The organism is Bradyrhizobium sp. USDA 4502, from assembly GCF_054063355.1.
The window spans coordinates 4085346-4099442 of sequence record NZ_JBSSGF010000001.1 but is presented as its reverse complement, the minus strand read 5'-3'; the positions used below and the strand labels follow the sequence as shown (position 1 = coordinate 4099442).

The 14097-nt window shown below is 64.7% G+C and carries 15 protein-coding genes; 11 read left to right on the top strand and 4 right to left on the bottom strand.

All coding sequences use genetic code 11. The features are described from left to right. Positions 1-36: 36 nt before the first annotated feature. Positions 37-2085, bottom strand: a complete 2049-nt coding sequence (gene thrS / locus ACVW1B_RS19015; protein ID WP_253608048.1) for a threonine--tRNA ligase — start codon at positions 2083-2085, stop codon at positions 37-39. A gap of 227 nt (positions 2086-2312) precedes the next feature. Here thrS and ACVW1B_RS19010 point away from each other — a divergent pair, with 227 nt between their 5' ends. Next, positions 2313-3611 carry an ATP-dependent Clp protease proteolytic subunit gene (locus ACVW1B_RS19010; protein ID WP_456822022.1) on the top strand — a complete coding sequence of 433 codons (1299 nt, stop codon included), beginning with the start codon at positions 2313-2315 and terminating at the stop codon, positions 3609-3611. A 106-nt stretch (positions 3612-3717) separates the two neighbouring features. Beyond that, on the top strand, positions 3718-4854 hold the full coding sequence (locus ACVW1B_RS19005; protein WP_253609985.1) for an MFS transporter: 1137 nt from the start codon (positions 3718-3720) through the stop codon (positions 4852-4854). Positions 4855-4935: 81 nt separating this feature from the next. Here ACVW1B_RS19005 and ACVW1B_RS19000 read toward each other — a convergent pair whose 3' ends face one another. After that, entirely contained in the window at positions 4936-5103 is a 168-nt protein-coding gene (locus ACVW1B_RS19000; RefSeq protein ID WP_016843922.1) for a hypothetical protein, read from the bottom strand. Positions 5104-5228: 125 nt separating this feature from the next. Then, positions 5229-5540 (bottom strand): membrane protein insertion efficiency factor YidD, encoded by a 312-nt coding sequence (gene yidD, locus ACVW1B_RS18995; protein WP_076831624.1) that lies wholly within the window; start codon positions 5538-5540, stop codon positions 5229-5231. A 282-nt stretch (positions 5541-5822) separates the two neighbouring features. Between yidD and ACVW1B_RS18990 the strand changes: the two genes are divergently transcribed. Continuing rightward, positions 5823-6746 (top strand): hypothetical protein, encoded by a 924-nt coding sequence (locus ACVW1B_RS18990; protein ID WP_456822021.1) that lies wholly within the window; start codon positions 5823-5825, stop codon positions 6744-6746. A gap of 126 nt (positions 6747-6872) precedes the next feature. Here ACVW1B_RS18990 and ACVW1B_RS18985 read toward each other — a convergent pair whose 3' ends face one another. Continuing rightward, the gene (locus ACVW1B_RS18985) at positions 6873-7319 is read right to left on the bottom strand and encodes an iron-sulfur cluster assembly scaffold protein (RefSeq protein WP_057019663.1); all 447 of its coding nucleotides are present in this window, start codon (positions 7317-7319) and stop codon (positions 6873-6875) included. A 240-nt stretch (positions 7320-7559) separates the two neighbouring features. Here ACVW1B_RS18985 and folE point away from each other — a divergent pair, with 240 nt between their 5' ends. The 8 genes from folE (at position 7560) to ACVW1B_RS18945 (ending at position 14036) form a co-directional block, all read left to right on the top strand. Then, positions 7560-8240, top strand: a complete 681-nt coding sequence (gene folE / locus ACVW1B_RS18980; protein ID WP_229189351.1) for a GTP cyclohydrolase I FolE — start codon at positions 7560-7562, stop codon at positions 8238-8240. Between the two features lie 28 nt (positions 8241-8268). Then, positions 8269-8697: a phosphoribosyl-AMP cyclohydrolase gene (hisI, locus tag ACVW1B_RS18975; RefSeq protein ID WP_057019662.1), complete on the top strand. Its 429-nt coding sequence runs from the start codon at positions 8269-8271 to the stop codon at positions 8695-8697. 202 nt (positions 8698-8899) lie between these two features. Then, positions 8900-9511, top strand: a complete 612-nt coding sequence (locus ACVW1B_RS18970; protein ID WP_253608052.1) for a c-type cytochrome — start codon at positions 8900-8902, stop codon at positions 9509-9511. A 13-nt stretch (positions 9512-9524) separates the two neighbouring features. Next, complete coding sequence (locus ACVW1B_RS18965) at positions 9525-10775, top strand: c-type cytochrome (protein WP_375167078.1); 1251 nt, start codon at positions 9525-9527, stop codon at positions 10773-10775. Between the two features lie 115 nt (positions 10776-10890). After that, a complete protein-coding gene (locus tag ACVW1B_RS18960) occupies positions 10891-11070 on the top strand; it encodes a hypothetical protein (RefSeq protein WP_016843914.1) in 180 nt (59 codons plus the stop codon). Continuing rightward, positions 11070-11633, top strand: a complete 564-nt coding sequence (locus ACVW1B_RS18955; RefSeq protein ID WP_057019660.1) for a cupredoxin domain-containing protein — start codon at positions 11070-11072, stop codon at positions 11631-11633. The genes ACVW1B_RS18960 and ACVW1B_RS18955 overlap by 1 nt, the downstream gene beginning before the upstream one ends. Next, a complete protein-coding gene (locus ACVW1B_RS18950; protein WP_456822020.1) occupies positions 11623-13248 on the top strand; it encodes a b(o/a)3-type cytochrome-c oxidase subunit 1 in 1626 nt (541 codons plus the stop codon). The genes ACVW1B_RS18955 and ACVW1B_RS18950 overlap by 11 nt, the downstream gene beginning before the upstream one ends. After that, on the top strand, positions 13245-14036 hold the full coding sequence (locus ACVW1B_RS18945) for a c-type cytochrome (RefSeq protein WP_456780332.1): 792 nt from the start codon (positions 13245-13247) through the stop codon (positions 14034-14036). Before ACVW1B_RS18950 ends, ACVW1B_RS18945 begins: the two co-directional genes overlap by 4 nt. The last annotated feature ends 61 nt before the right edge of the window (positions 14037-14097 follow it).

The window sequence follows — 14097 nt, the reverse complement described above, 5'->3', positions numbered from 1 at the left end:
GAGCCAATGAAAGCCAGTTTAGACCGATTGTGAAGATCAGGCGACGGATCGCGCCCGCTTCACGTCGGGCGGCGTCGCCTCATCGACCAGCGCGGCGATCGCCTCATCGGTCGGCATCACCGTCTGCCGCTCGCTGCCGAGACGGCGGACCGAGACCGAGTGGGTCTCGGCTTCCTTCTTGCCGACGACGAGCAGGGCCGGGATCTTGGCCAGCGAGTGCTCGCGGACCTTGTAGTTGATCTTCTCGTTGCGCAGGTCGATCTCGACCCGCAGCCCGGCGCGGCGCGCGGTCGCCGCCACCACCTTGGCGTACTCGTCGCCTTCGGAGGTGATGGTCGTGACCACGAGCTGGGTCGGCGCCAGCCAGAGCGGGAAGTTGCCGGCATAGTGCTCGATCAGGATGCCGATGAAGCGCTCCATCGAACCGCAGATCGCGCGGTGCACCATGACAGGTGCCTTCTTCGAGCCGTCATGATCGATGTAGAACGCGCCGAACCGCTCCGGCAGGTTGAAGTCGACCTGGGTCGTGCCGCACTGCCAGTCGCGGCCGATGGCGTCGCGCAGCACATACTCGAACTTCGGTCCGTAGAACGCGCCTTCGCCCGGATTGATCTCGGTCCGGATGCGGTTGCTGCCCTTGGCCTTGATCTCCGACAGGACCGTCGCCATCACGCGCTCGGCGTGATCCCACATCTCGTCGGTGCCGACGCGCTTCTCCGGCCGCGTCGAGAGCTTGACGGTGAGCTCGCCGTCGAAGCCGAAATCGGCGTAGGTCGACAGGATCAGGTCGTTGATCTTGAGGCACTCGTCGGCGAGCTGCTGCTCGGTGCAGAACACATGGGCGTCGTCCTGGGTGAAGCCGCGCACCCGCATCAGGCCGTGCATCGCGCCCGACGGCTCGTAGCGATGCACGACGCCGAACTCGGCGAGCCGCAACGGCAGGTCGCGGTAGCTCTTCAGCCCGTGCTTGAAGATCTGCACATGGCCCGGACAGTTCATCGGCTTCAGCGCGAACCAACGCTTGTCCTCGGCCTCGTCGCCGGCGGACTGCGCCGCGAACATGTTCTCGCGGTACCAGTCCCAATGGCCCGAGGTTTCCCACAGCGCCTTGTCGAGGATCTGCGGAGCGTTGACCTCGTCGTAGTCGCCGAGCAGCCGGCGCCGCATATAGGCGATCAACTGCTGGAAGATGGTCCAGCCCTTGGGGTGCCAGAACACCACGCCCGGGCCTTCCTCCTGGAAGTGGAACAGGTCGAGCTCGCGGCCGAGCTTGCGGTGGTCGCGCTTCTCGGCTTCCTCGATCTGCTTGAGATAGGCGTCGAGGTCTTCCTGCCTGGCGAATGCCGTGCCGTAGATGCGGGTCAACATCGGATTGTTGGAATCGCCGCGCCAATACGCGCCCGCCACCTTCATCAGCTTGAACGCGTTGCCGATCTTGCCGGTCGAGGTCATGTGCGGGCCGCGGCAGAGATCGAACCAGTCGCCCTGGAAGTAGATCTTGATCGGCTCGTTGCCGGGAATGGCGTCGACCAGCTCGACCTTGAACGCCTCGCCCTTGTCGCGGAACACCTGCTTGGTCTTCTCGCGATCCCAGACTTCCTTGGTGAACGGCTTGTCGCGCGCGACGATCTCGCGCATCCGCTTCTCGATCGCGGCAAAATCTTCCGGGGTGAACGGCTCGTTGCGGAAGAAGTCGTAGTAGAAGCCGTTCTCGATCACCGGGCCGATCGTGACCTGGGTGCCCGGCCACAGCGACTGCACGGCCTCCGCCAGCACATGCGCGGCATCGTGCCGGATCAGTTCCAGCGCGCGCGGATCTTCGCGGCCGATCAGCTCGATTTTGGCGTCGGCCTCGATCGGATCATTGAGGTCGGCAAGCGTGCCGTCGAGCGCCATCGCGACGGTGCGCTTGGCGAGCGAGGGCGAAATGCCTTTGGCGATGTCGAGACCGGTGGTCCCTTTCGGGAAATCGCGCCTCGCTCCGTCAGGGAAGGTGAGGACGATCTTGTTCACGGGTTCTGCGGGTTTGAGGTTAGAGAGGCTGTACTGGAATCCGGATTCGGATTTGGGTGGCGTATCGGCCATGGTGTCTCCTGTAGCTCACTCCTGCGAACGAGCGCAGGTAAGCGGAAAGCAGCGGTATAGCAGGGGATTTGACGCCTGCAATCCGGCAATATCAAGAAAATGGGCCTCCGGCCGCGCGGATTTGAACAAGGCTCGGCTGCAGGCGACGCCACGGATCGTTGCGACGCTGCCGATCATCGTCTAACGTCCGGCCTCCATTTTCCGCCATCGCGCGATCCGCAAGGTTCATGTTTTCCCGTCTCCTGTTTTTCGTGGCGTTGCTTCTGATCCCGGGCGTGTTGCGGGCGGAAGAGACACCGGTCCAGAAGGCCGGATTTGCGAAGAAGCTGACCATCTATCTCGCCCATGGGCCGGCGAACGCCTGCGGCGCCGGCTGCGATCGCTGGATCGCGATCGAAGGCGAGATCGATCGGGAAGCCGCGCAGCGGATTCGCACCTTCCTGTTTGCCAACAAGGACAGGCAGCTTCCGATCTACCTTCATTCGCCGGGCGGAAACGTCGAGCAGTCCTATGGGATCGCGCGGTTCCTGCGCGCGCACAAGGCAATCGCCCGGGTCGGCCGTACCATCGTGCCGGCCTGTTCCACCGGCACGCAGATCGACGCCGCCTGCCTGAAGATCAAGGCTGCCAAGGGGGAGGTCGAGGCCGAGCTCACCACGCGCAACGCGATGTGCGTGTCGGCCTGCGCCTATCTGTTCCTGGGCGCGACCAGCCGCGAAGTGGCGCCCGATTCGGTGCTCGCGGTGCATAACTCCAAGCTGATGTTCGTCGTGCACGGACATCCGCCTGCGCAGGTCGTCGCGGACTTCAGGCGGCGCGAGATGGTGAGCGCCGATCGCGACCGCAATGTATTCCTCGCGGCGATGGGCATCAGCCATGAGCTCAGCGACCTCATCAAGTCCGTGAAGTTCGAGGACCTGCACGTGCTGACGCGGCCGGAGCTTTATCGATTCGGCATCGATACGCGGCCGCTGCCGGAAACCCTGTGGGCGGTGGATAAGGAAACACGGCCCTATGTTCGCAAGATCGTGCAGCAGAAAAGGGCCGACGGCAGTGCGTTCCGCATGATGGAGTGGCGGCTGTTCTGCGAGAGCAAGGATCGCGGGCGGCTGATGTTCGTGCGCGAGTTCGAGGAGGGGGCAGCCGGCAAGAGCACGGTGCTGATGATGGCCGGCGCGACCAGGACCGTTGCATTCGGCCGGTCGGCGCGGTTCGGCAAATACGAGGTCTGGAGCGAGGCGGTGACCTCGGACATCGTCAAGGCGATGCTCGCGGCCCCGCATCTGCAGATCGGCGAAAGCCCGCCGGCAACCGACGCCAAGCTCGACGCCAAGTCTGACGTCAAGTCAGACACCAAGTCCGGCCTTGCGACATTCGATATCGGCACCACCGGGCTGGAGCAGGGGTGGACGCAGCTTCTGGCATCATGCCCGGCGGCGACCGCCGGCCCGAAGCCTGCGAGCCCGTTGCCGGCCGCCGCGTCGCCGAGCGTCAGCGCCGTGCCGGCGGCATCGCCGTCGCCATGAGCGCAAGAGGCGCCGTTCGATCAGGTGCCATGCATTTAGATGCAGTTGCATCGATCTCGGCGTCTGCTAACAACGCGGCGTGAAACGCTTCGCTCCCACCGCATTGATGCTCGGCAACATCGTCACCGGCTGCTCGGTGCTGGCGCCGGCCGGCATGCTGGCGGAGTTGTCCGACGGACTCGGCGTCACGATCCACACCGCGGGTCTCCTGATCACCTTCGGCGCGATCGTGCTGTGCGTGGGCTCGCCGGCGACGGCGTGGCTGACCAGCCGGATCGAGCGGCGGGCCTTGCTGACGGCGACGCTGCTGGTGCTGACGCTGACCAATGCGGCATCCGCCTTTGTGCCGAACTACGACAGCCTCCTGATCATTCGGCTGGTGATGCTCGCGGTCGGCGTGCTCTACACGCCGCAGGCGGCGGGCACCGCGGCACTGATCGTGCCGGTGGAGAAGCGCGGCAGCACGATTGCCTACATCTTCCTCGGCTGGTCGCTTGCTGCCGCGATCGGGCTGCCGCTGATCACCTTCATCGCAAGCCGCTACGGCTTTCGCGCGACCTATGGCGCGATCGCGCTGACCGGGCTCGTCAGCTCCCTGCTGCTGTGGTGGCGGCTGCCAGGCGGACTGCACAGCGCGCCGGTTGACCTCAGAACCTGGGTCGATCTCGGCCGCAATCCGATGGTCATTCTGCTGCTGTCGATCACGACGCTGCAGATGTCCGGCCAGTTCGTGGTGTTCACCTTCATGGGACCGCTGCTCGCCAAACTGACCGGCGCCAATGCGGACGCCGTCGGGATCGTGTTCGCGCTCTACGGCATCTTCGGGTTCGTCGGCATCGTGATCGCAACGCGCGTGGTGGACTCGTGGGGCGCCTGGAAAACCTCGGTCCTGTTCACCGTGCTGCTGCTCGCAGGCGTCGCCGGCTGGGCGCTGAGCGCCGGCGCCTACGCCCTGATGGCCGCCTCCGTCGCTGTGTGGGGCCTCGGCTTTGCATCGACCAATTCGATGCAGCAGGTACGCCTGGTCGGTGCGGCGCCGGCGCTCGCTTCGGCGTCGGTCTCGCTCAATACCTCGGTGCTGTATATCGGCCAGGCCATCGGCTCCGCGATCGGCGGCTTGCTGTTCGCCCGCGAATGGCTGCACAGCGCAGGCTACGTGGCTACAGCCTTCGTCGCGGCGGCGCTCGCGGTCGTGGTCGTCACGCGGCCGCGACGGACGGCCGCCACCGCCGCAGCCGAGTGAACGGTTGGCTTTCACGTTTGTGTTCGCGAGAGCATCCCAACAACGATCCGCGTGCGGAACATCAGGGAGCTCGACTGCGCGTCACCACCTCACGCTTTGGCTGGGCACGATGAACGCCGTCGTGCTCGGCTTGTTCGGATTGTGGGTGAAGTAGCCGTAGGCGGCGACGATCACGACGAGCAAGGCAAGCACGGCCAGCAAGTCGATCTGCCGGGGATCATGACCGTTGTGGCTGATTTTCCAGCGCATTGTTGTTTCCTCCCCAAAGGGGGCAATGAAACAATGCGCCAACTATCGCCACAGTTCCGCCGGGCAGCAATGCGCGCTGCGCTTGGACGTGCCGCAGCAACCGATCAATTGTGGTTGGCGCCGCGTCAGCCTTCGTTGACGCCGCGCCAGCGGCCATAGCGCCAGGGCAGGTACCAGCGTGCCCCGGGCGGCTTCGTCAGCGGGACATTATCGATCCCGGATGTTCCCCAGGGCTGGCAGCGCAGCAGCCGCGCCAGCGTCATCCAGCCGCCGCCCCACAGGCCGAAGCGTTCGATCGCCTCGTCGCCATAGACCGAGCAGGTCGGCAGATGCCGGCAGTTGTAGCCGACCAGCGGCGACAGCGTGTGCCGGTAGATCCAGATCAGGGCGCGGCCGAGGTTGCGCGGCAAGCGGCGCATGGTGCTGGCACAGTCCATGCATCGTGGATGGTGTGTCGTTGAATGGTTTGTCGGCGGCATACGCAAGTATGTACGTAGTCTTGCGGGGGTTCCAAGCCAAGGAACTGTTTTGTTGCAGATATTTACGCCACAGTTCGTTATTATTGCACAGCACCGATGGCGCTGCAGCAAGGGCTCTATGGACGGTCCGGGTCAGCAACGCTACCGTTCCCATAACGCGCCGCTGACAGAATCGTGGCGCACTGCCATGGGGCCATTGCCACCGCTCGCATCACCAAGGGCTTGGGGGAAGGAACCAAATTGAGGCTCGTCAAGTCGCTCTCGTTGCGCAGTTGGGCGCTTACCGGCGCCGTTGCTCTTTGCTTCGCAGCTTCCGGCACCGCCGCCATGGCGGGCGGTTCTGCGCAGGCCAATTCGACCCTCGAAGAGCGCAAGCTGCCGATGAAGTTCAGCTGGATCGCCTGCCAGCCGAATTGCCGCGGCTGGGTGTCCGCGGTCGGCATCATCACGGCCGATAGTCCGAGGGAATTCGACGAGTTCGCGCGCGGCCGCCAGCTCAACGGCGCCACCATCGTGCTCGACTCCAGCGGCGGCTCGGTCAACGACGCGATCGCGCTCGGCCGCCGCTTCCGCGGTCTCGGCGTGCTGACCACGGTCGGCACCAGCGTCGTCAATCAGGCCGCGCAAGGCGGCCGCGCGAGCGTTCTGCCCGATGCTTATTGCGAGTCGATGTGCGTGTTCCTGCTGTTGTCGGGCAAGACGCGCTACGTTCCGCCGGCCGCCCATGTCCGCGTGCATCAGATCTGGATGGGCGATCGCGCCGACGACGCCAAGGCCGCGAGCTACACCGCGCAGGACCTGATGATCGTCGAGCGCGATATCGGCCGTCTTGCCAAGTACACCTTCGATATGGGCGGCGCGGGTGATCTGCTAGCGCTCTCGCTCAGCGTGCCGCCGTGGGAAGACCTGCACGAATTGTCGGCGGCCGAATTGCGGCTGACCAATCTCATCACCACCGATGCGGTTGCCGACGTGCTGCCGCGGCAGGACAACAGCAAGGACAACGCAATTCCCGTCGCCGAGGCGAAGCCGAAGAACAACGATCGCTTCGTGAGCAGCGCGATGGAGGGCGAGGCGTCGCAGGCGAGAGCGACCAAGACCGCCGAGGTCGTGGTGCCGACCGGCGGCAGCGCGGCGCCGGCGCCGGTCCAGCCCGCGCAGTAAGAACGCACATTGTCGCGTCGTTCCGGGACGCGTAAGCGGACCACAGATGCGCAATTGCGCATCGGGGAACCTCGAGATTCCGGGTTCGATGCTGCGCATCGCCCCGGAATGACCTGACATGCAATTTTACGCCGGCTGCTTCGCCTTGGCCTCGATCTGACCGATCGCATCGACCACGGCATCGAAGGTCAGCAGGGTCGAGGCATGGCGGGCCTTGTAGTCGCGCACCGGCTCGAGCAGCGCGATATCGGCCCATTTGCCGCCCTGCGGGGGCTGGCCGTTTTCCTTCAGCATCTTGCGGACCGTCTCGCGCAATTCGCGCAGCTCGTCCGCGGTCGAGCCCACCACCCGGCTCGCCATGATCGAGGAGGAGGCCTGGCCGAGCGCACAGGCCTTCACGTCATGGGCGAAATCCGTCACCACGGGACCGTCCATCTTGAGGTCGACCTTGACGGTCGAACCGCACAATTTGGAGTGGGCGGTGGCGCTGGCGTCCGGGTCGGCCAGCCGTCCGAGGCGCGGAATATTGCCGGCCAACTCGATGATCCGCTTGTTGTAAATGTCGTTCAGCATGGGGACAGATGCCTGGTTCCGGCGGTGCCGGGCGCTCTTGGCGGCTGGGTTGCACCGTCCTATATATGGACGGCAACGCCGGAAACATAGCCCGGCCATGCAGCCACCGCGGCCCACCTCCGCCGCGGCGGTGCTACAATTATGGGACTCAGGCGCCCGGCGGTCGAACCATCCGCCCCGTCTGCCCGGTGACACATCCGGACCAAGGTCAAATCCGAGGGCCGGTCGAACGGAGAAGACATGGACGCCTTGATCAAATCGATTCGCCCCAGCAAGCCGACCGACGCGAAGCCCGGCGAGCTCGACCCCTCAGAATTCATGACGGCGGCCGTCCGTGCCGACCAGCCGCGCCCGTCGCGGGCGGAGGCGGAGGACGCCGTGAAGACGCTGCTCGCCTATATCGGCGAGAACACCGGCCGCGAGGGCCTGCTCGACACGCCGCGCCGGGTCGTCGAGGCCTATGACGAGCTCTATCAGGGCTACCACCAGTGCCCGGCCGAGGTGCTGAACCGCACCTTCGGCGAGACCGCCGGCTACGACGATTTCGTCCTCGTCCGCGACATAGAGTTCACCTCGCAGTGCGAGCATCACATGATGCCGTTCTACGGCAAGGCGCATATTGCCTATACGCCGGTGGAGCGCGTCGTCGGCCTCTCCAAGCTGGCGCGGCTGACCGATATCTTCGCCCGCCGTCTGCAGACCCAGGAGCATCTCACCGCGCAGGTCGCGGCTGCGATCGACGAGGTGCTGAAGCCCCGCGGCGTTGCAGTGCTGATCGAGGCGGAGCATACCTGCATGTCGGTGCGCGGCGTTGCCAAGCATGGTGCATCGACCTTCACCAGCCGCTTCACCGGCATGTTCCGCGACAATCCGGCGGAGCAGCAGCGTTTCCTGTCCCTGGTGCGAGGACCGAACCGGTAACCTCGCATTTTCCTGAGCGAGGTTTTCCGTGTCCGCAGCGACCCACGATCACGACCGCGAGGAGGGGCTGGCCTTCCAGCCCAAATTCGACGCGGCAGGCCTTGTGACCTGCGTCGCGACCGATGCCGCGACCGGCGATGTGCTGATGGTCGCGCACATGAATGACGAGGCCCTGCGCAAGACGATCGCGACCGGCGAAGGCTGGTACTTCAGCCGCTCGCGCAATGCGCTGTGGCGCAAGGGCGAGAGCTCGGGCCAGACCCAGCGCGTGGTCGAGATCCGGATGGATTGCGATCAGGACGCGGTGTGGATCAAGGTCGAGCAGATCGGCGCCGCCTGCCACACCGGACGGCGCTCCTGCTTCTATCGCGCGGTGAAGGACGAGGGCGGGCATGTCAGCCTGTCCTTTGTCGACGCCGAGAAGCTGTTCGATCCGGCGCAGGTCTATCGCAAATAGATCATTGATCTGAATCAAGTACAGCGCGGCGAAGTCGTGTACTTCGTGGCCCCTGTTACGCCATGCGCAAGCCGTTGCGCATGGTCGTCACTGGGGGTGAACTGTGGCGCATCGCCTGATACCGCTTGTTGGGTTTTTTGCCTGGGCTGTGTGGCCGATCGGCGAGGCGCAATCGCAAACGACCGAGCGTGCGCCCGATACCATGGCCGCGCGCGTCCTTGCCTGTGCGCCTTGTCACGGCGCCGAAGGCGAGGGCACCAGCGACGCCTATTTCCCGCGGCTGGCCGGCAAGCCGGCGGGCTATCTCTACAACCAGCTCATCGCATTCCGGGATGGACGGCGGAAATATCCGCCGATGAACTACCTGCTGGAGTTTCAGACCGACGATTACCTGAAGAAGATCGCCGAATATTTCGCCTCGCTCAGGCCGGCATTTCCGCCGCTGGTCCCGCCGGTCGACAGCAAGGAGATCCTGGCGCGCGGCGAGACGATCGTGAAGAACGGCGATCCGCAGCACGGCATTCCGCCCTGTTCAGCCTGCCATGGTCCCACATTGGGCGGCATGGAGCCCGGCATTCCCGGCCTGCTTGGCCTGCGCGCCGCCTATATCAGCGGCCAGCTCGGCGGCTGGCGCTACGGCACGCGGACCGCGTTCGCTCCCGATTGCATGCAGATCGTCGCGAGCCTGCTGACGGAGGACGACGTGAAGGCGGTGGCCGCCTATCTGTCCTCGCGTCCGGCGCCGGCGGATCCATCCTTCGCGCCGCGAGGCAGCCTTCCGATGCCGCTCGAATGCGGCAGCGAACCGCATTGAAGGGATCGTGCCGATGTCGCGAACCTTAACAGGACTGCTTGTCGGACTGATGCTGGCACTGTCGCCGATTGGGGCATCGGCGCAGCAGAAGGCGGCCGATCCGGCCGTCCTCGCCAAGGGCGAGTATCTCGCACGCGCCGGCGATTGCATCGCCTGCCACACCGCGCGCGAAGGCAAGACCTTCGCCGGCGGCCTCCCGATGAAGACGCCATTCGGCACGCTCTACACGTCGAACATCACGCCCGACCCGCAGACCGGGATCGGCACGTGGACCTCCGATCAGTTCTACCAGATGATGCACAATGGCCGCTTTCCCGATGGCGGCCTGGTCTATCCGGCGATGCCGTTCGCCTCCTATACCAAGGTGACGCGCGAGGACAGCGACGCGATCTACGCCTATTTGCGCACGGTGCCGCCGGTCAGGCAGCTCAACAAGCCGCACGACCTGACATTCCCGTTCAACAACCGCTCGCTGATCCTCGGCTGGCGCACGCTGTTCTTCAGGGAAGGCGAGTTCAAGCCTGATCCGACGAAGTCGGCGGAGTGGAATAGAGGTAACTACCTGGTCGAGGGGCTGGGTCATTGCGGGATGTGTCACACCCCGATCAATGCGCTCGGCGGCAGCAAGCAGTCGCAGGCCTTCGAGGGCGGCCTGATCCCGATGCAGAACTGGTACGCGCCGTCGCTGACCTCCAACAAGGAGACGGGGCTCGGCGACTGGACGATCGAGGAGATCGTCGACTATCTGCGCAAGGGCGTGTCCGCCAAGGGCGCCGTGTACGGACCGATGGCCGAGGTCGTCTACAACAGCCTGCAATATCTCAATGATGATGATGCGCGCGCGATGGCGGTCTACCTGAAGGGCCTTGCGCAGGGCGGTCCTCCGGAGAAGGCGTCGACTTCGCTGCCGTCGGCCGAGAGCAGTCTGCTGCTGTCCTTCGGCAAGTCGATCTATGACCGCGACTGCGCAAGCTGTCATGGCGCGATCGGGCAGGGCATGCCGCCGGATTATCCGCCGCTTGCCGGCAATCAGTCGATCCAGATGGTCTCCGCAGTGAACCCGATCCGGATGGTGCTCAATGGCGGGTATCCGCCGGGCACGTCGGGCAATCCGATGCCCCACGGCATGCCGCCGTTCGCGCAGAAACTGTCGGATGACGAGGTCGCGGCTGTCGTGACCTACATTCGAACGGCCTGGGGCAATCGCGGCGAGCCGGTGTCGGCGCGGCAGGCCAACGAACTGCGGGCAGCAACGCTGAACTAAAGCATGATCCGGAAAAGTGCGAAGCGGTTTTCCGAAACGATCATGCTCAAACAAAGGAGCTAAAGCGCGATGACTAGTCAACCTCGTCTCGTCTCGCGTTAAGGGGAGCGCGATCATGATCAACTCGTCTTCGCCGCAACCGCCGGCATCGGGCTCGGAAGACGATGATGTCGAGACCATCGTACGCGCCGGTCCAGGTGGCGCGGTCGCGGTCGCGGGCATTGCGACGGCCGTCGTGGTCGGGTTGTGGTTTGCGTTCTATCTGCTGGTCTTCCTGCCGCGGAGCGTTCCCTGATGGCGAGCGAGACTGACCACAGCCTCGGCGAGGCCGTTGCCGCACGGATCGAGCGGCGCTGGGCGACGCTGTCGATCGTCATTGTCGGCGTCCTGGTCGGCATGGCGACCTATATCGGCATCCATCAGGCGACGATGCCGCAGGGCCGGGTCGAAACCGCCGATCCCAAGACGCTGCATCTGTCGGGCGAATTCGTCGAGAGCAATCTCGGCAGCGAAATGCTGGCCGACGGATCGGTCACCGTGCGTGCGATTGGCCAGCAATATTCCTTCACACCGCAATGCATCGTGGTGCCCGCGGAGACGCCGATCACCTTCCGCGCCACCAGCGCCGATGTCGTCCACGGTTTCCTGATCGAGGGCACCAACATCAACACGATGCTGGTGCCGGGCTACGTCACCGACCTGCCGGTGCGCTTCAAGGCGCCGGGCGATCACGTGATGCCGTGCCAGGAATTCTGTGGCATCGGCCACCAGGGCATGTGGGGCAAGGTCAAGGTGGTCGACAAGGCTGCGTTCCGTGACATGGCGGCAGCGAAGCGGAGGCTGACCTGTGTTGATTAACAAGCGGCTGATCGCGGTGCATTTCTGGCTTGCCTTCATCGTGTTCGGCGTCGCGCTGGTGCTCGGCGCCTGGCAGATGTTCGTGCGCAGCCCGTTGAACGCCTGGCATTTCAATCCGGAATTCTACTATCGCTCGGTCACCGCCCATGGCTCGGCGATGGGATACGTATTCCCGACACTGATCGCGATGGGATTCGGTTACGCGATCACCGAAGCCTCGCTCGAGAAAGAGCTGGTTGGACGGCGCTGGGCCTGGGTGGGCTTCTTCCTGGTCGCCGTCGGCGCCGTTGTCGCGATGATCCCGGTGTCGCTCGGGCTCGCCTCGGTGCTCTACACCTTCTATCCGCCGATGGTCGGCAATCCCTTCTATTACATCGGCGTCGTCATGGTCGTGGTCGGCTCATGGATCTGGGTCGCGCTGATGGTGACCAATTTCGCGATCTGGAAGCGCGAGAACCCGGGCAAGCCGGTGCCGCTTGCGATGTATGCCAATGTTGCGGGCTCACTGCTCTGGGGCTGGACCGCGGTCGGCGCGGCGCTTGAGATCCTGTTCCAGATCCTGCCCGTGGCGCTTGGGCTGAAGTCGACGATCGATGCGGGGCTGGCCCGCGTCTTCTTCTCCTGGACGCTGCACGCCATCGTCTATTTCTGGCTGATCCCGACCTACATCGCCTATTACACGATCTTCCCGCGGGCGATCGGCGGCCGGCTCTTTAGCGACCCGATGGCGCGGATTTCGTTCATCCTGTTCGTCGTGGTGGCGATGCCGATCGGCGTGCATCACCTGTTTGCCGATCCGCAGGTCGGCGCCGGATTCAAGTTCATGCACTCCGTGTTCACCGGCCTCGTCGCGCTGCCGACGCTGCTCACGGTGTTCACGATCTGCGCGTCGGCGGAGATTGCCAGCCGCCTGCGTGGCGGCCGCGGCGCATTCGGCTGGATCGGCGCGCTGCCATGGTCCAATCCGATCATGCTGGCGACGGCGCTGTCGCTGGTCATGCTCGGCTTCGGCGGCGCCGGCGGTCTGATCAACATGAGCTATCAGCTCGATGCCACCGTGCACAACACGCAGTGGATCACCGGCCATTTCCACCTGATCTTCGGTGGCGCCATCGTCATCATGTATTTCGCCATCGCCTATGATCTGTGGCCGCATCTGACCGACCGGGCGCTGGACAGTTTTGGCCTGATGCGCACGCAGCTCTGGCTGTGGTTCATCGGCATGATCGTGACCACCTTCCCGTGGCACTATGTCGGTATTCTCGGCATGCCGCGCCGCATGGCCTATTATGACTATGCCAACCCGGCGATCTCGCCGCAGGCCTTGTCGGTCACGATGTCGGCAATCGGCGGGTTCATTCTTCTGATATCGGGCCTGCTGTTCCTGCTGGTGCTGATCCGCGGGCAGTTCGGCGCGCGAGGCGAGGCGGGTGCGTACCGCTTCGCGGTGCCGCTGCACATGCCCGCGCGGATTCCGGTCGCGCTCAACTCATTCGGCCTGTGGCTCGCGTTGATGGTCGGTCTCACCGTGGTGAATTATGGTTTCCCGATCGCGCAGCTGATGGCGCTGAACGAGACCAGCGTGCCCGCGGTCTATGTCGGAGCCGGCCGATGAGCGACCAGCCGCTGTTCTCGCTTCGCAATCCGTGGTTCGGCGCCAGCGTCGGCATCACGGTTGCCATCGCTGTGTTGTCGGCCGTCGCAGGCCTGATCTGGTTGCCGCTGGCGCAACCCAATTTGAAGCTTGCCGGCGTCTGGGATGCGATCTGCAGCGCTGCCGGCGTTCCGCGTGCCGCCGTGCAGGAGGCCGGCATCAAGCCGGATTTCAAGACGTCCAAAGTCGTCATGACATCGGAGATGCTGACCAAGGCAGATCAGGTCTCGATCGGGCGGGGCGCAACGCTGGCGCAGCGCTGCGCGATCTGCCACGGACCGCAGGGCGTCAGCGACGCCCATTCACCGAACCTCGCCGGGCAATTTGCTGCGGTGACCTACAAGGAGCTGAACGACTTCAAGACCGGCGCGCGGGTCAGCGTGGTGATGAGCCCGTTCGCGGCGGCGATGAGCGATCAGGACATGAAGGATGTCGCGGCCTATTACGCCTATCTGCCGCGGGTGCCTTCGAACAATCTGGATACCGGGCGTCCCGCGCCGGCGATCGTGGTGACGGGCGCCCCGATGCGCAACATCGCGCCTTGCGGCTCCTGCCACGGCGATGTCGACAACAAGGCGGGAAGCCCCTGGCTCGGCGGCCAGTCGGCGGTCTACATCAAGGCGCAGCTCGAGGCCTTTGCATCCGGGGCCCGCCGCAACGATATCAGTCAGCAGATGCGCAACATCGCGCGCCAGATGACGGCCGAGGAGATCGACCAGGTCGCGCATTACTACGAGGCCCAGCCCTGAACCGGCGCTATTAACGCGCCATTAACTATAATTACGGCACCTTGACGGGACATGGGTGCCG